Consider the following 17,845-nt stretch of genomic DNA (forward strand, 5'->3'; position numbering starts at 1 on the left):
TGGGGGTGTCCGGACTGCGACCTTCACTTCGCTTCGCTCGTTACGGGCGCCGCCACGTCCGGACACCCCCACCCCCGCTCCGGCCCCGCCACCGCGGCCCCGACCTCGGGTCGGTTAGATAGCCGGCCTTGGGGTCAACTGGGCTGCCAGCCAGGTCGGTACGCCTCCTAGGAGGCGGAAGAGGCGTTCTGCTTCTGCTCGGAGGCGGCCTGCCTCCGGTTCTGTCTCCGCTTCGGCCAGTGAGGCCAGGGCCGGGGCCGTTCCCACCAGGTAGCCCAACTCCTCGCGGATGCGGAGGGATTCGGTGAAGCCGTGTCTTGCCTCTTTCAACTCGCCTTCTCGTAGGGCCAGTCCTGCCAGGTGGCGCCAGGTGAAGGAGAGGAGGAGGATGTCGCCGTGTTCCGTTGCCGCCGTGTGGGCTCGGAGGTACGCGGCGCGGGCCGCCTGCGGGGATTCGGCCAGGTTCTGGGCGATCAGGCCGCGGCGGAAGTCGAGCAGGGCGCGGGTGGGGGTGTCCGGGGCGATCAGGGCTGCCGCGCGGCCCAGGGCCGCGCGGGCCTCGTCCGCTCGGTCGCGTACGCCCAGGAGGGTGGAGGCGTAGGCCAGGTAGCCGCGTTCGCACGCTGCCGCGCCGCGCTCCTCGTCGGTCCGGGTCACCGCCTCGGCCGCCCGCAGGGCCTCCTCCGCTTCGCCCCAGCCCTGTTCGGTGTAGAGACAGCGCTCGATCAGCAGGGCCGCCCGCTCCAGAGCCGCGGCGGGCTCCGTCGCGCGGGGGGCCAGCAGTTCGGCCGCGTCCGTCCAGCAGCCGCGGGAGCGGAGTCTCCACACCGCGGTCTCCAGTGGGGTTCCCCGGCCATACGCCACATTGCCCTCCCCGAGCGCGCCATCGAGCTGTGAGTAGGACGGCATCTCAGCACGATGGCGGGGGCCGGGCCAAGGGGTTGGGTGAATGTTTTCACAAGGGGTGGGGGTGTGGGGGGTGTGGTGGGGTGGTTGTTTGCTGGTGCCCCGTCAGTTTGCCTTGTCACCCGAAGAGATGAATCGGTCAGCTCATGCGCAGGGCGAGGAAGAAGTCCAGCTTGTCCTCCAGGCGGGACAGGTCGCGGCCGGTGAGCTGCTCGATCCTGCCCACGCGGTAGCGCAGTGTGTTCACGTGCAGGTGCAGGCGGGTCGCGCAGCGTGTCCAGGAGCCGTCGCAGTCCAGGAAGGCCTCCAGGGTCGGGATGAGCTCGGCGCGGTGGCGGCGGTCGTAGTCGCGCAGCGGGTCCAGGAGGCGGGCCGTGAAGGCGCGGCGCACGTCGTCCGGGACGAAGGGCAGCAGCAGGACGTGGGAGGCCAGCTCGTGGTGTCCGGCGGCGCAGACCCGGCCGGGGCGGGCGGCGGCGACCCTGCGGGCGTGCCGGGCCTCCTCCAGGGCGCCGCGCAGGCCCTCCGCGGAGTGCACGGCGGCGCTGACGCCCAGGGTGAGCCGGCCGTCGTCGGCGAGGCCCGAGGACAGCGGGGCCCGGACGGCGGCGAGCAGGGCGTCGGCGTGCAGGCCGAGGGCGGTGGCGGGCAGGTCGTCCTCGCTGTCCGGCAGCGGTGCGGCGGCCAGCGGGACCAGGGCGATGGCCTCGTCGCCGCTGTGGGCCACGGCGATCCGGTCCGAGGAGTCGGCGCCGGAGGTCGACGGGTCGACCAGGATCTCCTCCAGGAGCGACTGCGCGATCGGGCCGCTGTCGACGGTCTCGTCCCATTCGACCCTGGCCACCACGACCTGCCAGTGCGGGGCGCTGCCGAGGCCCGGCAGCAGCACGGGGGCGGCCACCCGCAGGCGGGCGGCGATCTCGGCGGGGGCGGCGCCCGTCTGGACCAGCTCCAGGACCTCCTGGGCGAGCCGGCGGCGTACGGTGCGGGCGGCGTCCCTGCGGTCCCGCTCGACGGCGATCAGCTGGGTCACGCCCTGGAGCAGGTCGAGGCGGGCGGCCGGCCAGTCGCCCGCGTCGGCCTCGACGGCCAGCAGCCAGTCGGACAGGACGGTCTCCCGGATGTCCCGCGCGGCGGGGGCGGCGCCCCGGCCGGTGTTGCGGATCGGGAAGAGCGAGTAGGTGCTTCCGCCGAGGTTCAGGCGGTGCGGGCCGCGCCGGCCGGTGCGGGTGGCGGCCAGGTGCTCCCCGGCGAGGGTGGCGGCGAGGGACGGTTCGAGGGGTTCCCCCGCGCCCGCGATCTGGCGGCCGGTGGGGGAGAGCACCCAGGCCCGGAGGTCCAGGTCGGAGCCGAGCAGGTCGAGGACGACCTCGGGGCCGCCGCCGGCCGGGCCGGAGGTCATGAGGCGTCGGTGGCGGTCGACGACGGCGGCCAGGTCGCCGGCCCGCTCGCCGGAGACCTGTCGAACAACGTGCTCGGTGATCGTCGCGAACGCAACGGACTCGTTTACTGCGAACAGGGGAAGCCGGTGGCGTGAACACGCCTGTACGAGGTCGTCCGGGATGTCCCCGAGCTCGGCCTCGCCCGCGGCAAGCGCGGCCACTCCGGCCGACGCCAGGATCCGTACGAAGGGCTCGGCGTCCTCCGGGTCCCGCAGCCAGGCGAGGCCCGTGAGGACCAGCTCGCCCCCCGACAGATAGCGGCTGGGGTCCTTGAGGTCCGTCGTCATCACGCCACGGACGGTGCGGTCGAGCTCCTCGTCGCCGCCCAGCAGGCGCAGCCCCAGCGCGTCGTTCTCCAGCAGTGCGCGCAGCCGCATGATGTCGCCGCCGTTCCTTCTCGTGGGTGTCGCGTTGTCGCCGGTGGCGTGGTGCCACCGTTTCCAGGGGAAAACGAAGAGGTTCCTGCTTCCCGCCTTTCGTTCGAATCTACAAGACGAGGATGGCAGCCAGCCAACTCCTTCATGTTTTCGGTGACTGCACCCGGGCGACACGGGCTTGTGTACTAGGCCACACACCGCGTTAACAGCACATGAAGAGATCGTCGAGGGCCGGCCGTCCCCCCAGGCCCGTACGGACGACCCCCCGTTCACTAGAAGCACAAGAAGAGAGCCACCATGGACTTCCTTCGCCCCGCCAGCTGGGAGGAGGCGCTCGCCGCCAAGGCCGAGCACCCCACGGCCGTGCCCATCGCGGGTGGTACCGACATCATGGTCGAGATCAACTTCGACCACCGGCGTCCCGAGTACCTCCTGGACCTGAACCGTATCGAGCTCCTGCGCGAGTGGGAGGTCGGCGAGGAGAACGTACGCCTCGGCGCCTCCGTCCCGTACACGCAGATCATGGAGAACCTCCGGGCCGAGCTGCCCGGTCTGGCGCTCGCCTCGCACACGGTGGCCTCCCCGCAGATCCGCAACCGCGGCGGCGTCGGCGGCAACCTGGGCACCGCGTCGCCCGCCGGTGACGCCCACCCGGCGCTCCTCGCGGCCGGTGCCGAGGTCGAGGTCGAGTCGGTGCGCGGCACCCGCTTCATCCCGATCGACGCGTTCTACACGGGCGTCAAGCGCAACGCGCTGGAGCCCGACGAGCTGATCAAGACCGTCCACGTCAAGAAGGCGGACGGCCCCCAGCAGTACTCCAAGGTCGGCACCCGCAACGCGATGGTCATCGCCGTCTGCGCCTTCGGCCTCGCCCTGCACCCGGAGACCCGGACCGTACGGACCGGCATCGGCTCCGCCGCGCCCACCCCGATCCGCGCCAAGGAGGCCGAGGCCTTCCTGAACGCGGCCCTGGAGGAGGGCGGCTTCTGGGACAGCGGCAAGATCATCACCCCGTCGATCGCCAAGCAGTTCGCCGACCTGTGCTCGGGCGCCGCGAACCCGATCGACGACGTCCGAGGCACCGCCAAGTACCGCCGCCACGCCGTCGGCATCATGGCCCGCCGCCAGCTCGGCTGGACCTGGGAGCAGTACCGCGGCAACGGCCGCACGCTTGAGGGAGCTGCATAACCAATGCGCGTCAATTTCACGGTCAACGGTCGTCCGCAGGAAGCCGACGACGTCTGGGAGGGCGAGTCCCTCCTCTACGTTCTGCGTGAGCGCCTGGGTCTGCCCGGCTCCAAGAACGCCTGCGAGCAGGGCGAGTGCGGTTCCTGCACGGTCCGTCTGGACGGTGTGCCGGTCTGTTCCTGCCTGGTCGCCGCCGGTCAGGTCGAGGGCCGCGAGGTCATCACCGTCGAGGGGCTCGCCGACTTCGCCAAGGAGCGGGCCGAGCACGCCGGTTGCGCCTCGGGTGCCTGTGGCACCTCGGTGGACGCGGCCAAGAAGTGGGAGGCCAAGCCCGCGCAGGACTCCCAGACCGGTGAGGGTGTCGAACTCTCCCCGATCCAGCAGGCGTTCATCGACGCCGGTGCCGTCCAGTGCGGTTTCTGCACCCCCGGTCTGCTCGTCGCGGCCGACGAGATGCTGGAGCGCAACCCGTCCCCGACGGACGCGGACATCCGCGAGGCGCTCTCCGGCAACCTCTGCCGCTGCACGGGCTACGAGAAGATCCTCGACGCGGTCCGCCTCGCGGCCGCTCGCCAGGAACGCCAGGGAGAGGCGGTCTGACGATGACTCAGAACACGCGTACCGTTCCGGTGGGCACGCCCACCGACGTCACCCAGAACCACGTCAAGGGCGGCATCGGCGAGTCCACGCTCCGCCCGGACGGCACCCTCAAGGTCACCGGCGAGTTCGCCTACTCCTCGGACATGTGGCACGAGGACATGCTGTGGGGCCAGATCCTGCGCTCCACCGTCGCGCACGCCGAGATCCTGTCCATCGACACCACCGAGGCCCTCACGATGGACGGCGTCTACGCCGTCCTGACCCACGAGGACCTGCCGGCCGCGAAGAACTACGGCATGGAGTTCCAGGACACCCCGGTCCTCGCCTACGGCAAGGTCCGCCACCACGGTGAGCCGGTCGCGCTCGTGGCCGCCGACCACCCGGAGACCGCCCGCCGCGCCGCCGCCAAGATCAAGATCGAGTACCGGGAGCTCCCGGTCGTCACGGACGAGGCCTCGGCCACCGCCCCGGACGCGATCCTGGTCCACGAGAACCGCGACGACCACCACTCCGGCCACGTCCCGCACCCGAACATCGTGCACCGCCAGCCGATCATCCGCGGCAACGCCGACGAGGCCGCCAAGCGCGCCGACGTCATCGTCACGGGCGAGTACACCTTCGGCATGCAGGACCAGGCCTTCCTCGGCCCCGAGTCCGGCCTCGCCGTACCGGCCGAGGACGGCGGCGTCGACCTGTACGTCGCCACCCAGTGGCTGCACTCGGACCTCAAGCAGATCGCCCCCTGCCTCGGCCTGCCCGAGGAGAAGGTCCGGATGACCATGGCCGGTGTCGGCGGCGCCTTCGGCGGCCGCGAGGACATCTCCATGCAGATCCTCGCCTCGATCCTCGCCCTGCGCACCGGCAAGCCGGTCAAGATGGTCTACAACCGGTACGAGTCCTTCTTCGGGCACGTCCACCGGCACCCGGCGAAGCTCTGGTACGAGCACGGCGCCACCAAGGACGGCAAGCTCACGCACATGAAGTGCAAGATCGTGCTCGACGGCGGCGCGTACGCGTCGTCGACGGCCTCGGTCGTCGGCAACGCCTCCTCCCTCTCGGTCGGCCCGTACGTCGTCGAGGACGTCGAGATCGAGGCGATCGGCCTCTACACCAACAACCCGCCCTGCGGCGCCATGCGCGGCTTCGGCGCGGTCCAGGCCTGCTTCGCGTACGAGGCCCAGATGGACAAGCTGGCGGCCAAGCTGGGCATGGACCCGGTCGAGCTGCGCCAGCTCAACGCCATGGAGCAGGGCACGATCATGCCGACCGGCCAGGTCGTGGACTCCCCGGCCCCGGTCGCCGAGCTGCTGCGCCGGGTCAAGGCCCGTCCGCTGCCGCCGGAGCGCCAGTGGGAGACCGCCGGCGAGGGCGCGGACGTCCGCGCGCTGCCGGGCGGCCTGTCCAACACCTCGCACGGCGAGGGTGTCGTACGGGGCGTCGGCTACGCCGTCGGCATCAAGAACGTCGGCTTCTCCGAGGGCTTCGACGACTACTCGACCGCCAAGATCCGCATCGAGGTCATCAACGGCGAGGCCGTCGCCACCGTCCACACCGCGATGGCGGAGGTCGGCCAGGGCGGTGTCACGATCCACGCGCAGATCGCCCGCACCGAGCTCGGCGTCCAGCAGGTCACCATCCACCCCGCCGACACCCAGGTGGGCTCGGCCGGTTCGACCTCCGCGGGCCGCCAGACGTACATGACCGGCGGCGCCATCAAGAACTCCTGCGAGATCGTCCGCGAGAAGGTCCTGGAGATCGGCCGGCGCAAGTTCGGCTCGTACCACCCCGCGTGGGCCTCCGCCGAACTCCTCCTGGAGGGCGGCAAGGTCGTCACCGACGGCGGCGAGGCCCTCGCCACCATCGCGGACGTCCTCGGGGACCAGGCCGTGGAGGTCGAGGAGGAGTGGCGGCACCGCCCCACCCAGGCCTTCGACCTCGTCACCGGCCAGGGCGATGGGCACGTCCAGTACGCCTTCGCCGCGCACCGCGCGGTGGTGGAGGTGGACACCGAGCTCGGTCTCGTCAAGGTGATCGAGCTGGCCTGCGCCCAGGACGTCGGCAAGGCGGTCAACCCGCTCTCCGTGGTCGGCCAGATCCAGGGTGGCACCACCCAGGGCCTGGGCGTCGCGGTGATGGAGGAGATCATCGTCGACCCGAAGACCGCGAAGGTGCGCAACCCCTCCTTCACGGACTACCTCATCCCGACCATCCTCGACACGCCGACCATCCCGGTCGACTACCTCGAACTGGCCGACCCCAACGCGCCGTACGGCGTCCGGGGCATCGGCGAGGCCCCGACCCTCTCGTCCACCCCGGCCGTCCTCGCGGCGATCCGGGCGGCGACGGGCCTGGAGCTCAACAAGACGCCGGTCCGCCCCGAGGCGCTCACCGGCACCCTGTAGGACCTCTCCGGACGGTGCGTGCCTCCCAGGAACGTCACACTTCCCCCGCCCGCACCGTCCGGGGAAACCGCTTCACCCGTTCGTCTCGGGCCGTCCCCCGGGTCGTGCAGCCCACTTGATTTCCCAAATCCCGCAGCTTCACAGCACGACGAAATCCTTCGAAGTCTGATGCGGGTGCCCCTTTGAACCTTGGGAGTAGGCCCCATGACCCAGTCGTCAGTGGAGCCCAAGACCACGGCCGAGGACGCGGGCAACGGCTCGCGCAACCCCGCCGGAAGGTCCTGGCTCGACCGGTACTTTCACATCTCGGAGAGAGGATCCACCGTCGCGACGGAGATCCGCGGCGGCGTCACCACCTTCATGGCGATGGCGTACATTCTCCTGCTCAACCCCCTGATCCTCAGCGGCAAGGACGTCGACGGAAACATCCTGAGCCAGCCCGCGCTGATCACCGCCACGGCGCTCTGCGCCGCCGCGACCACGCTCCTGATGGGCTTCTGGGGCAAGGTGCCGCTGGCCCTCGCCGCGGGGCTCAGCGTCTCCGGTGTGATGGCCTCGCAGGTCGTGCCGGTCATGACCTGGCCGCAGGCCATGGGCATGTCGGTGGCGTACGGCGCGGTGATCTGTCTCCTGGTGGTCACCGGCCTCCGCGAGATGATCATGAACGCGATACCCCTCGCGCTCAAGCACGCCATCACCATCGGCATCGGTCTCTTCATCGCGATCATCGGCTTCGTGAAGGCCGGCTTCGTGCACGAGAACCCCGCCCCCGGCGGCGGCCCCGTGACCCTCGGCCCGGCCGGTGAGCTCCAGGGCTGGCCCGTCCTGATCTTCGCCTTCACCCTGCTGCTGATCTTCGCGCTGCAGTCCCGCAACATCCCCGGCGCCATCCTCATCGGCATCGTCGCCGGCACGGCCGTCGCCGCCGTCCTGAACGCGGTCGCCGACATCCCGGCCAAGGCCTGGTTCTCCGGCGCCCCCGAGCTGCACGGCAGCGCCGTCTCCGCCCCGGACTTCTCGCTCATCGGGAACGTGTCCTTCAGCGGCTGGGGCGACGTCGGGTACATCACCATCACCATGATCGTCTTCACCCTGGTGCTGGCCGGCTTCTTCGACGCCATGGCCACCATCCTGGGCGTCGGCACCGAGGCCAAGCTGGCCGACGACAAGGGCCGCATGCCGGGCCTGTCCAAGGCCCTGTTCATCGACGGCGCCGGCGGTGTCCTCGGCGGTGTGGGCGGTGCCTCCGGGCAGACGGTCTTCGTCGAGTCCGCCACCGGCGTCGGCGAGGGCGCCCGTACCGGACTGGCCTCCGTGGTCACCGGCGCGTTCTTCGCCCTGTGCCTCTTCTTCACGCCGCTCACCGCGATCGTGCCGCAGGAGGTCGCCGCCGCGGCCCTGGTCGTCATCGGCTCGATGATGATGCAGAACGCCAAGCACGTCGACTGGAGCGACCGCTCCGTCGCGATCCCGGTGTTCCTCACCGTGGTCCTGATGCCCTTCACGTACACCATCACCACCGGTGTCGCGGCCGGCGTCATCTCCTACGCGGTCATCAAGAGCGCGCAGGGCAAGGCGAGGGAGGTCGGCGGCTTCATGTGGGCGCTGACCGGCGTCTTCGTCATCTACTTCGCCATCCATCCGATCGAGAGCTGGCTGGGCGTCGGCTGACGACACCCGTAACGTCGCCCTCCACACAACTTTCCGAGGAGTCGAGATGCTGGACATCGCCGAAGAGCTGCACCGGTGGGTCGAGCAGGGACGCGCGTTCGCCGTCGCCACCGTGGTGGCGGTCGGCGGCAGCGCGCCCCGGCAGCCGGGCGCCGCACTCGCCGTCGACAGCGACGGCACGGCGATCGGATCGGTCTCCGGCGGATGTGTGGAGGGCGCCGTCTACGACCTGTGCCAGCAGGCGCTCGAAGACGGCCGCACGGTCGTCGAGCGCTTCGGCTACAGCGACGAGGACGCCTTCGCGGTCGGTCTGACCTGCGGCGGGATCATCGACATCCTCGTCACCCCGGTCCGCGGCGGGGTCTACCCCGCCGCGCTCGCCGCCGCCGTCTCCGGCGAGGCGGCCGCCCTGGTCCGGATCGTCGAGGGACCCGACGACCTGATGGGCCGGGCGATCCTGGTCCACCCCGACGGCTCGTACGAGGGTGTCCTCGGCGGCCACCCCGAGCTCGACCGCACCGCCGCCGCCGAGGCCCGCGCGATGCTGGACGGGGGCCGCACCGGGACCATCGGGATCGGCGCGGACGGCAGCCGCTGCGGACAGCCGCTGACCCTCCTCGTGGAGTCCTCCGTCCCCGCCCCCCGCATGATCGTCTTCGGCGCCATCGACTTCGCCGCCGCCCTGGTCCGGGTCGGCAAGTTCCTCGGCTACCACGTCACCGTCTGCGACGCCCGCCCGGTCTTCGCCACCAAGGCGCGCTTCCCCGAGGCCGACGAGATCGTCGTCGCCTGGCCGCACCGCTACCTCGCCACCACCGACGTCGACGCCCGCACGGTGCTCTGCGTCCTCACCCACGACGCCAAGTTCGACGTCCCGCTCCTCCAGGCCGCGCTCAAACTGCCCGTCGCCTACGTCGGCGCCATGGGCTCCCGCCGCACCCACGAGGACCGCAACAAGCGCCTGCGCGAGGTCGGCGTCACCGAACTCGAACTGGCCAGGCTGCGCTCCCCGATCGGCCTCGACCTCGGCGCCCGTACGCCGGAGGAGACCGCGCTGTCCATCGGCGCCGAGATCGTCGCCAACCGCCGCGGCGGCAGCGGCACCGCCCTCACCGGCGCGCACACCCCCATCCACCACGACGGGCCGCGCGAACCGGCCGGCCGGCTCGGCTCGGTGGCCTAGAGCGCCAGCGTACGGAGGTGGGCGCAGGCCTCCGCCTCCGTGGCGTGGCGGGCCACCGGGTGGTGCGCGCCGCGCTCGTACACGCCGGTCTCCCAGCCGGGGCCGTCCGGGGTCGCCCGGAGGTAGACGAAGTCCGGCGGGGTCGGTACGGGCTGGTGCGCGCCCTCGATCCAGTAGAGCTCGTCGGGCACCCCGGCCTCCCGGAGTGCCCGCGCGAGCCGTTCGCGTTCCGTCACGCGGGCAGGCGGACCAGGTAGCCGTTGTCGAGCAGCCACTTGACGTTGAGCCGCTGGCCCTCGCCCGGGTTCAGGAAGGCCGCGTCCAGCTTGATCTGGCGGCCGCCGCCCGGCTGCTCGAACCAGGGGGCGATGGAGCCCTCCCAGACGACGAACTCCTTCGTCACCTCGTACAGGTGGTAGTCGCAGACGAAGGCCGCGTCCCGGGTGTTGAGGTTCTGCGGGGGCAGCGCGCGCTTGGCGTAGGCGTCGCCGGCCGGGGCGAGGTACCCGCCGTACTCGGAGCCGAAGCGGTCGAGCCGCTCGCCCTTCTCCAGGAGCTCGGGCGCCTTGTCGACGGACCCGTTGACCTCGCCGAAGCCGTCGTTCGGCGGGTACTTCCAGCTGCCGGTGTCGGCCGGGCCCTCCCAGTACTTCTTCAGGAAGTCGGCGGAGGACAGCTTCCCGGTGCGGTGGTAGTTCCGCAGCAGCGGGCCCACCGGCTCCTGCCACTTCTTCGGCAGGTACTTCGGTCCGAGCCGCTTGTCGCCCTCGAACTCTCCGGTGCACGGCTCGTGCGGCGCGGCGTTCGCCTGCGGCGCGGGCACGGGCACGGGGGAGCTCTCGGCCGCCGCGGGCGCGGCGGTGAGGGCGGCGGTGACGCCGAGGGTGGCGAGGACGGCCCGGATCCTCAGGGCGGTACGAGTGCGCTCCACGCGGAGTTCTCCTCATGACGGGGACAGGGGTGCGCGGCACACGGTAGTGGATCATCAGCGCAGAGTGACCGTACGAGGGCGGGAACCGGCCATGTGCCGGCCGCCGGGCCCGGTCAGCCCCGGCGCAGGCCGTTGAGGAGGAGTTCCGCCAGCTGGTCGTAGGCCTCGGCGTCGGCGAGGCCGGTGGCGGTGGCGACCTGGCGGCGCTGGATGCGGACCATGACCGAGGAGATGACGTCGGCGGCGAAGGTCACGTGCACCTCGCGGAAGACACCCGCCGTCACGCCCTCCTCGATGAGCTCCTGGACCCGCCCCGCCGCCGCGCGCGTGTTGCGCTCGTACACCTCGGCCGCCGGCTCGAAGGCGGCCACGTCGTCGAAGAAGCGCGGGGAGACCGGGGCCAGTTCGGCCGACACGGCCCGCAGATAGGCGGCGAGCCGCTCGGCCGGGCCGGTCGCGGCGGCCAGGACCGCCTCGACGCGGACGGTCGCGCGCCGGAAGAAGTGGACCACGGCGGCCCTGACCAGCTGCTCCTTGCTGCCGGCCAGGCCGTACAGGGTGCGCTTGGAGCAGTGCAGCCGGGCGGCGAGATCGTCCAGGGTCAGCTGGGCGAAACCCTCGCCGACCAGCAGCGTCACCAGCTTCTCGAAGAGCTCGGAGCGGCGGGCGGCGCCCCGGCCCGTGAGCTTGGGTGCGTCGGCGGCTGAGGTCTCGATCACCCGAACAGTATGCCGGGTCGACTCGTTCGGGGGGTTACGCCGTCAGCCATCTGCGCTACTCTCACCGGTACTGCCGTACCTCTTGCAGTACCGTTTCGCGGTACCAGCTCGCGCCTTGACTGGAGTCGCCATGGATGTCGACCGTCTGCTTCCCACCCCCGAAGCCGCGGACCTCATCGCCCTCACGCGGGAGATCGCCGACAAGGAGCTCGCGCCCCGCGTCGACGAGCACGAGGCCGCCGAGACGTACCCGGAAGGCCTGTTCGCGACCCTCGGCGAGGCCGGTCTGCTCGGTCTCGCGTACCCCGAGGAGTTCGGCGGCGGAGGCCAGCCCTACGAGGTGTACCTCCAGGTCCTCGAAGAACTCGCCGCCCGCTGGGCCGCCGTGGCCGTCGCCACCAGCGTCCACACCCTCGCCTGCCACCCGCTGCACTCCTTCGGCACGCCCGAACAGAAGGAGCGCTGGCTGCCCGCGATGCTGGAGGGCCGGCTCATCGGCGGCTACAGCCTCTCCGAGCCGCAGGCCGGCTCCGACGCCGCCGCGCTCTCCTGCAAGGCCGAGCTCACCGAGGACGGCACCGCGTACCGCGTCACCGGCAACAAGGCCTGGATCACCCACGGCGGCAAGGCCGGCTTCTACACCCTCTTCGCCCGCACCGCGCCCGGCAGCCACGGCATCTCCTGCTTCCTCGCCCCCGGCGAGACCGAGGGCCTCACCTTCGGCAAGCCCGAGCGCAAGATGGGCCTCCAGGCCGTCCCCACCACCTCCGCCCACTGGGACGGCGCCCTCGTCGACGCCGACCGGCGCGTCGGCGACGAGGGCCAGGGCCTCCAGATCGCGTTCAGCGCCCTCGACTCGGGCCGCCTCGGCATCGCCGCCTGCGCCACCGGACTCGCCCAGGCCGCGCTCTCCGCCGCCGTCGCGTACGCCAACGAGCGCAGCACCTTCGGCCGCAAGATCGTCGACCACCAGGGCCTCGGCTTCCTCCTCGCCGACATGGCCGCCGCCGTCGACGCGGCCCGCGCCACCTACCTCGACGCGGCCCGCCGCCGCGACCTGGGCCGGCCCTTCAGCCGCCAGGCCAGCGCGGCCAAGCTGATCGCCACGGACACCGCCATGAAGGTCACCACGGACGCCGTCCAGGTGCTCGGCGGCTACGGCTACACCCGGGACTTCCCCGTCGAGCGCTACATGCGCGAGGCCAAGATCATGCAGATCTTCGAGGGGACCAACCAGATCCAGCGGCTCGTCATCAGCCGTCAGCTGAAGGCCTGAGCGGCCGTACGGGCCCGTCCCGCGAGGGACCGGCCCGTACCTCCGGTTGCCGGGCCACCCCGACGGGCGTAGTCCGGAAGAGGGGACTCGATCCGTCGTCTCCGCGGAGAGGAGTCCCATCATGCTGGGCGACCTGATCGGTGAGGAACAGGGCCAGACCACGGGCATCCGGGTGCTGTCCACCGACGGCGGGCATCCCGTCCTCGAAGCCTCGTTCGCGGCGACCGGCACGCTGCTGGGCGTCGGGATCAAGGACATGGGTACGTACGAATCGGCCATGGGCGCCGACGGCACGCTCTTCGGGGAAGGCCAGGGCGTCATCATGGCCCAGGGCGGCGCCACCGTCACCTGGCACGGCTCCGGCGTCGGCCGCATCGACGAGGCGGGCACGGTGCACTGGCGCGGCGCGATCTTCTACGAGAGCGCCGCCCCGGAGTTCGCCAGGCTCGACACCGTCGCCGGTGTGTTCGAGTTCGAGACGGAAGAAAGCGGTAAGGCCACTGCGAAGGTCTGGGAATGGAAGTAGCCCCGCCACGGAGTCCGCTCCGCCGGTCGTCTGCCGTCCGGCGGAGCCGGCCGACCAGGGGGCGATCGAGGCGCTCGACGACTCGTTCACCACGGACCGGGTGTACGAGGTCGTGGCGGGCGCCGACGGTTTCACGCTGCGCGAGACGCCCGTGGACCCGCCGCTCGTCAAGGTGTTCCCCGACGACGACGAGGGCTTCGACGGTCTGCACGTCGAGGTCGCCGTCGCCGACGGCCTGGTCCGCGGCTTCGTCGCCGCCGGCGTGGAGGAGTGGAACCGGCGCCTCGTCGTCCACACCCTCGCCGTGGCGCCAGGTCACCGCGGCGCCGGCGTCGGGCGGGCCCTGATGGAACGGGCCTGCGCCCACGGGCGGAGCCTCGGCGCGCGCACCGCGTGGCTGGAGGTGACCAGCGTGAACGCGCCCGCCGTCCGCGCGTACCGCCGGATGGGCTTCGAGCTCTGCGGGCTCGACACCACCCTCTACCGGGGGACGGCGAGCGAGGGCGAGACCGCCCTCTTCATGAGCAAGCCCCTCTAGAAGCACGTCCCTCTAGAAGTCACGTCCCTCCGGAACACGATCACACGCACGACACGAGGAGATCCATGGACATCGCAGGTTCCGCCGCACTCGTCACCGGTGCCGCTTCCGGGCTCGGGGCCGCCACCGCCGCCGCGCTCGCCGCGAAGGGGGCCACCGTCTACGGCCTCGACCTCGACAAGGCCGTCGCGGGCGCCGAGGGCGGCGTGGACGGGGTCACCCTGATCGCCGCCGACGTCACCGACGAGGAGCAGGTCGGCGCGGCGCTCGCGCGGATCGAGGAGGACGGGGCCGAGCTGCGGCTCGCGGTCAACTGCGCGGGCATCGCCCCCTCGGCGCGGCTCCTCGGCCGCAAGGGACCGCACGACCTGGCGCTCTTCCGGACCGTCCTGGACGTCAACCTGGTCGGCACCTTCAACGTGCTGCGCCTCGCCGCCGAGTCCATCGCCCGCCGGGAGCCCGACGAGCACGGACAGCGCGGACTCGTCGTCAACACCGCCTCCATCGCGGCCTTCGAGGGGCAGATCGGCCAGATCGCGTACGCGGCCTCCAAGGCGGGCGTCGCCGGGATGACGGTCACCGCCGCCCGCGACCTGGCCCAGTACGGCATCCGGGTCGTGACGGTCGCCCCCGGCATCGTCGACACCCCGATGATGGCCGGCTTCAGCGAGGACATCAGGGCCGGGCTCGCCGCCAGCGTCACCTTCCCGCAGCGGCTCGCGCGCCCCGAGGAGTACGCCCGCCTGGTCACCATGATCGCCGAGCACGACTACCTCAACGGCGAGACCATCCGGATGGACGGCGCCCTGCGCATGGCGGCCCGCTGACCACCACGGTGGCACCAAGTGCCGCTGCGCGAGGGATCCGAGTGCTAGGTTTCGGGGTATGAGCACCCACCCCGCCAAGCCCTCGATGCGTGACTCCCTCGTCGCGGCGGCCTTCCAGCTCTTCCTGGAGCGCGGCTACGAGCAGACCACGATCGACGACATCGTGAAGACGGCCGGGGTGGGCCGCCGGTCCTTCTTCCGCTACTTCCCGTCCAAGGAGGACGTGGTCTTCCCCGACCACGAGCAGAGCCTGGCCGACATGACCGAGTTCCTCGCCGCGAGCGAGGACACCGACGACCCGCTGGTCCGGGTCTGCGAGGCCACCCGGCTCGTCATGCGGATGTACGCCGAGAACCCGACCTTCTCCGTCCAGCGCTACCGCCTCACCCGCGAGGTGACCGGACTGCGGACGTACGAGCTGTCGGTGGTCTGGCGGTACGAGAAGACCCTCGGCGACTATCTGCGCACCCGGTTCGCCGACCGCCGCGACGGCACCCTGCGGGCCAACGTCGTCGCGGCCGCCGTCGTCGCCGCGCACAACCACGCGCTGCGCCACTGGCTGCGCTCGGGCGGCGAGGGCGACCCGCTGGCCGAGGTGGACCGGGCCCTGACGTTCGTCCGAGAGACCTGGAGCCCGGACGCGGCGGCCCCGGTCGAGGGCGACGACGACGTGGTCGTGGTGATCACCAAGCGGTCCACCCCGATGTGGCGCGTGGTGCGCGAGGTGGAGTCGAGCCTGGGGGAGAGCTAAGGGGAGAGCCGGCGGACTCCCGGATCCCCCGGGGATCTCAGTATCGCCAATTGAGGGAACTCAGGTCTTTATTTGCTGGCACTGAGTGCCATATCTTACTCCTGCACGGTCGAGCCGCCGAGTGCAAGGAGAAGCAACGTGTTCCACACCGGATCCACGGGTCTGCGCAGCGGGACCGCCGTCCTCGTCGAGGAGTCGGCCGCCGAGCCCGAGCTCCACTTCCAGCGCTGCCGCTGGTGCCACACCACCACCTTCCAGCGCCTGCTCTGCCCGACCTGCGGGTCGACCGACCTCGCGCCCGAACTCAGCGCGGGGGAAGGCGTGATATCGGTACGGCGGGGCTTCACCGCGGCCGAGGCCGATCTCTGGCCGGTGCACATGGCCGAGGGCTTCGTCGTGCGCTGCCGGGTCGACGGGCCGCCGCACGCCGTGCGCCCCGGGGTCCGGGTCAGGATCGCCCCCGCGTCCGTCGTGGCGGGGCGCAGGCCGGTCGTCCGGCTCTGCGAGGAGGCCGCGCTGGACGGCTGGTTCTGAACGGCACGCGGAAGGGGCTGGTGGCACTCTGTGCCACCAGCCCCTTCCGCGTATCCCGGCGACTCCGCAGGTCAGCGGGTGCCGATCTCGTCCGTCAGCTGCGGCAGCACCTCGAACAGGTCGCCCACCACGCCGTAGTCGACCAGGTCGAAGATCGGGGCCTCCGCGTCCTTGTTGACCGCGACGATCGTCTTCGAGGTCTGCATGCCGGCCCGGTGCTGGATCGCGCCGGAGATGCCCGCCGCGACGTACAGCTGCGGGGAGACCTGCTTGCCGGTCTGGCCCACCTGGTTGGAGTGCGGGTACCAGCCCGCGTCCACCGCGGCGCGCGAGGCGCCGACGGCCGCGCCGAGCGAGTCGGCCAGCTTCTCCACGACCTGGAAGCCCTCGGCCGCGCCGACGCCCCGGCCGCCCGACACCACGATCGCCGACTCGGTCAGCTCCGGGCGGCCGGTGGAGACCCGCGGGGTGCGCGAGACGACCTTGGCCGCGTTGCCCGTGAAGGCGACGGAGACGTTCTCGACCGCGCCCGCGGCCGGAGCGGCCTCCGGGGCGGCGGAGTTCGGCTTGACGGTGATGACCGGGACGCCGTGCGAGACGGCCGACTTCACCTGGTACGAGGCGGCGAAGACCGACTGGGTGGCGACCGGGCCGTTCGGGCCGGACTCCAGCTCCACCGCGTCGGTGATCAGGCCCGAGCCCAGGCGCAGCGCCACGCGGGCCGCGACCTCCTTGCCCTCGCCGGAGGAGGTCACCAGGACGGCGGCGACGCCCTTGTCCTTCGCGATCTGGGTGAGCGCGTCGACCTTCGGCACGACGAGCTGCTCGTCGAACTCGGGGCCGTCGGCGACGTACACGGTCGCCGCGCCGTACTCGGCGGCCTTCGCGGCGAGGGAGGCGGCGGCCTCCCCGGCGCCGAGGACTACCGCCGAGGGCTCGCCGAGCCGGCGGGCCAGGGTCAGCAGTTCGAGGGCCGGCTTGCGGACCGCACCGTCGGCGTGGTCCACGAGAACCAGGATCTCAGCCATGATTCCTTGCTCCTGAGGGATGGTGACGGCGGGTCAGATGAACTTCTGGGTGGCGAGGAACGCGGCCAGCTGCTTGCCGCCGTCGCCCTCGTCCGTGACGATCGTGCCCTGCGTACGGGCCGGGCGGGCGTCGGCCGACTCGACCAGGGTCCAGGAGCCGGCGAGGCCGACCTCGTCGGCGTCGATGCCGAGGGCGTCCAGGTCCAGGGTCTCCAGCGGCTTCTTCTTGGCGGCCATGATCCCCTTGAAGGAGGGGTAACGCGCCTCGCCCGACTGGTCGGTGACCGAGACGACGGCCGGCAGCGGGGCTTCGAGCAGCTCGCTGGCGGCGTCGCCGTCGCGGCGGCCCTTGACGGTCCCGTCCTCGACGGACACCTCGGAGAGCAGCGTCGCCTGCGGCAGGTTCAGCCGCTCGGCGAGCAGCGCCGGCAGGACGCCCATGGTGCCGTCCGTCGACGCCATGCCGCAGACGATCAGGTCGAAGCCGGTCCGCTCCAGCGCCTTGGCGAGGATCGCGGAGGTGCCGATGACGTCCGAGCCGTGGATGTCATCGTCCTTGACGTGCACGGCCTTGTCCGCGCCCATCGACAGCGCCTTGCGCAGCGCGTCCTTGGCGTCGGAGGGGCCGACCGTGACCACGACGACCTCGGCGTCGTCGGCCTCCTCGGAGATCCGCAGGGCCTGCTCGACCGCGTACTCGTCGAGTTCCGAGAGCAGCCCGTCCACCTCGTCGCGGTCGACGGTCAGGTCGTCGGCGAAACCGCGGTCGCCGGTGGCGTCGGGAACGTACTTCACACAGACAGCGATCTTCAGGGTCACGGCCTGTCTCCTTTCAACGGGCGGGTGGTTACGGGAGGTTGCGGGCCATGACGATGCGCTGGACCTGGTTGGTGCCTTCGTAGATCTGGGTGATCTTGGCGTCGCGCATCATGCGTTCGACGGGGTA

At 71.6% G+C, this 17,845-nt stretch carries 19 protein-coding genes; 11 read left to right on the forward strand and 8 right to left on the reverse strand.

The features are described 5' to 3' along the window. Positions 1–114: 114 nt before the first annotated feature. Positions 115–840 carry a hypothetical protein gene (locus tag ABTZ54_RS35400; protein WP_351672051.1) on the reverse strand — a complete coding sequence of 242 codons (726 nt, stop codon included), beginning with the start codon at positions 838–840 and terminating at the stop codon, positions 115–117. A gap of 205 nt (positions 841–1,045) precedes the next feature. Further along, positions 1,046–2,725 (reverse strand): PucR family transcriptional regulator, encoded by a 1,680-nt coding sequence (locus ABTZ54_RS35405; protein WP_351672005.1) that lies wholly within the window; start codon positions 2,723–2,725, stop codon positions 1,046–1,048. 297 nt (positions 2,726–3,022) lie between these two features. Between ABTZ54_RS35405 and ABTZ54_RS35410 the strand changes: the two genes are divergently transcribed. From ABTZ54_RS35410 to ABTZ54_RS35430, 5 genes are all read left to right on the forward strand, one after another. Further along, a complete protein-coding gene (locus ABTZ54_RS35410; RefSeq protein ID WP_351672008.1) occupies positions 3,023–3,913 on the forward strand; it encodes an FAD binding domain-containing protein in 891 nt (296 codons plus the stop codon). Positions 3,914–3,916: 3 nt separating this feature from the next. Beyond that, positions 3,917–4,513 (forward strand): (2Fe-2S)-binding protein, encoded by a 597-nt coding sequence (locus ABTZ54_RS35415; RefSeq protein WP_351672010.1) that lies wholly within the window; start codon positions 3,917–3,919, stop codon positions 4,511–4,513. Between the two features lie 2 nt (positions 4,514–4,515). After that, on the forward strand, positions 4,516–6,915 hold the full coding sequence (gene pucD / locus ABTZ54_RS35420) for a xanthine dehydrogenase subunit D (RefSeq protein ID WP_351672013.1): 2,400 nt from the start codon (positions 4,516–4,518) through the stop codon (positions 6,913–6,915). A gap of 204 nt (positions 6,916–7,119) precedes the next feature. Further along, positions 7,120–8,586 (forward strand): NCS2 family permease, encoded by a 1,467-nt coding sequence (locus tag ABTZ54_RS35425; RefSeq protein ID WP_351672016.1) that lies wholly within the window; start codon positions 7,120–7,122, stop codon positions 8,584–8,586. 46 nt (positions 8,587–8,632) lie between these two features. Continuing rightward, positions 8,633–9,769 (forward strand): XdhC family protein, encoded by a 1,137-nt coding sequence (locus ABTZ54_RS35430; protein WP_351672019.1) that lies wholly within the window; start codon positions 8,633–8,635, stop codon positions 9,767–9,769. Here the strand turns inward: ABTZ54_RS35430 and ABTZ54_RS35435 are convergent. The 3 genes from ABTZ54_RS35435 to ABTZ54_RS35445 form a co-directional block, all read right to left on the reverse strand. Then, complete coding sequence (locus tag ABTZ54_RS35435; RefSeq protein WP_351672022.1) at positions 9,766–10,005, reverse strand: hypothetical protein; 240 nt, start codon at positions 10,003–10,005, stop codon at positions 9,766–9,768. The genes ABTZ54_RS35430 and ABTZ54_RS35435 overlap by 4 nt on opposite strands. After that, positions 10,002–10,700 carry a TNT domain-containing protein gene (locus ABTZ54_RS35440; protein ID WP_351672025.1) on the reverse strand — a complete coding sequence of 233 codons (699 nt, stop codon included), beginning with the start codon at positions 10,698–10,700 and terminating at the stop codon, positions 10,002–10,004. Before ABTZ54_RS35440 ends, ABTZ54_RS35435 begins: the two co-directional genes overlap by 4 nt. 113 nt (positions 10,701–10,813) lie before the next feature. Next, the gene (locus ABTZ54_RS35445) at positions 10,814–11,419 is read right to left on the reverse strand and encodes a TetR/AcrR family transcriptional regulator (protein ID WP_351672028.1); all 606 of its coding nucleotides are present in this window, start codon (positions 11,417–11,419) and stop codon (positions 10,814–10,816) included. 130 nt (positions 11,420–11,549) lie between these two features. Here ABTZ54_RS35445 and ABTZ54_RS35450 point away from each other — a divergent pair, with 130 nt between their 5' ends. The 6 genes from ABTZ54_RS35450 (at position 11,550) to ABTZ54_RS35475 (ending at position 15,871) form a co-directional block, all read left to right on the forward strand. Continuing rightward, the gene (locus ABTZ54_RS35450) at positions 11,550–12,695 is read left to right on the forward strand and encodes an acyl-CoA dehydrogenase family protein (RefSeq protein ID WP_351672031.1); all 1,146 of its coding nucleotides are present in this window, start codon (positions 11,550–11,552) and stop codon (positions 12,693–12,695) included. A gap of 121 nt (positions 12,696–12,816) precedes the next feature. Then, complete coding sequence (locus tag ABTZ54_RS35455; RefSeq protein ID WP_351672034.1) at positions 12,817–13,221, forward strand: hypothetical protein; 405 nt, start codon at positions 12,817–12,819, stop codon at positions 13,219–13,221. Beyond that, positions 13,196–13,759, forward strand: a complete 564-nt coding sequence (locus ABTZ54_RS35460) for a GNAT family N-acetyltransferase (protein WP_502997374.1) — start codon at positions 13,196–13,198, stop codon at positions 13,757–13,759. Before ABTZ54_RS35455 ends, ABTZ54_RS35460 begins: the two co-directional genes overlap by 26 nt. A gap of 65 nt (positions 13,760–13,824) precedes the next feature. Further along, on the forward strand, positions 13,825–14,586 hold the full coding sequence (locus ABTZ54_RS35465) for an SDR family NAD(P)-dependent oxidoreductase (RefSeq protein ID WP_351672037.1): 762 nt from the start codon (positions 13,825–13,827) through the stop codon (positions 14,584–14,586). Positions 14,587–14,644: 58 nt separating this feature from the next. After that, positions 14,645–15,337 carry a TetR/AcrR family transcriptional regulator gene (locus ABTZ54_RS35470; protein WP_351672040.1) on the forward strand — a complete coding sequence of 231 codons (693 nt, stop codon included), beginning with the start codon at positions 14,645–14,647 and terminating at the stop codon, positions 15,335–15,337. 138 nt (positions 15,338–15,475) lie between these two features. After that, a complete protein-coding gene (locus ABTZ54_RS35475) occupies positions 15,476–15,871 on the forward strand; it encodes a Zn-ribbon domain-containing OB-fold protein (protein ID WP_351672043.1) in 396 nt (131 codons plus the stop codon). 71 nt (positions 15,872–15,942) lie between these two features. Here the strand turns inward: ABTZ54_RS35475 and ABTZ54_RS35480 are convergent, their stop codons facing one another. The 3 genes from ABTZ54_RS35480 to ABTZ54_RS35490 all read right to left on the reverse strand — a co-directional run. Further along, positions 15,943–16,899 carry an electron transfer flavoprotein subunit alpha/FixB family protein gene (locus ABTZ54_RS35480; RefSeq protein WP_351672045.1) on the reverse strand — a complete coding sequence of 319 codons (957 nt, stop codon included), beginning with the start codon at positions 16,897–16,899 and terminating at the stop codon, positions 15,943–15,945. A gap of 33 nt (positions 16,900–16,932) precedes the next feature. Beyond that, positions 16,933–17,718 (reverse strand): electron transfer flavoprotein subunit beta/FixA family protein, encoded by a 786-nt coding sequence (locus ABTZ54_RS35485; protein ID WP_351672048.1) that lies wholly within the window; start codon positions 17,716–17,718, stop codon positions 16,933–16,935. 28 nt (positions 17,719–17,746) lie between these two features. Beyond that, the coding region (locus ABTZ54_RS35490; RefSeq protein WP_155525297.1) for an acyl-CoA dehydrogenase family protein at positions 17,747–17,845 on the reverse strand (99 nt) is incomplete at its 5' end.

The sequence above is a fragment of the Streptomyces sp. NPDC094032 genome (genome assembly GCF_040303965.1).
Classification (GTDB): domain Bacteria; phylum Actinomycetota; class Actinomycetes; order Streptomycetales; family Streptomycetaceae; genus Streptomyces.

What these genes read in the sequence shown, in the direction of transcription:
- ABTZ54_RS35405 (WP_351672005.1), bottom strand. Translation starts at nt 2,725, where the DNA reads ATGCGGCTGCGCGCACTGCTGGAGAACGACGCGCTGGGGCTGCGCCTG.
- ABTZ54_RS35410 (WP_351672008.1), top strand. Translation starts at nt 3,023, where the DNA reads ATGGACTTCCTTCGCCCCGCCAGCTGGGAGGAGGCGCTCGCCGCCAAG.
- ABTZ54_RS35415 (WP_351672010.1), top strand. Translation starts at nt 3,917, where the DNA reads ATGCGCGTCAATTTCACGGTCAACGGTCGTCCGCAGGAAGCCGACGAC.
- pucD (WP_351672013.1), top strand. Translation starts at nt 4,516, where the DNA reads ATGACTCAGAACACGCGTACCGTTCCGGTGGGCACGCCCACCGACGTC.
- ABTZ54_RS35425 (WP_351672016.1), top strand. Translation starts at nt 7,120, where the DNA reads ATGACCCAGTCGTCAGTGGAGCCCAAGACCACGGCCGAGGACGCGGGC.
- ABTZ54_RS35430 (WP_351672019.1), top strand. Translation starts at nt 8,633, where the DNA reads ATGCTGGACATCGCCGAAGAGCTGCACCGGTGGGTCGAGCAGGGACGC.
- ABTZ54_RS35450 (WP_351672031.1), top strand. Translation starts at nt 11,550, where the DNA reads ATGGATGTCGACCGTCTGCTTCCCACCCCCGAAGCCGCGGACCTCATC.
- ABTZ54_RS35455 (WP_351672034.1), top strand. Translation starts at nt 12,817, where the DNA reads ATGCTGGGCGACCTGATCGGTGAGGAACAGGGCCAGACCACGGGCATC.
- ABTZ54_RS35465 (WP_351672037.1), top strand. Translation starts at nt 13,825, where the DNA reads ATGGACATCGCAGGTTCCGCCGCACTCGTCACCGGTGCCGCTTCCGGG.
- ABTZ54_RS35470 (WP_351672040.1), top strand. Translation starts at nt 14,645, where the DNA reads ATGAGCACCCACCCCGCCAAGCCCTCGATGCGTGACTCCCTCGTCGCG.
- ABTZ54_RS35480 (WP_351672045.1), bottom strand. Translation starts at nt 16,899, where the DNA reads ATGGCTGAGATCCTGGTTCTCGTGGACCACGCCGACGGTGCGGTCCGC.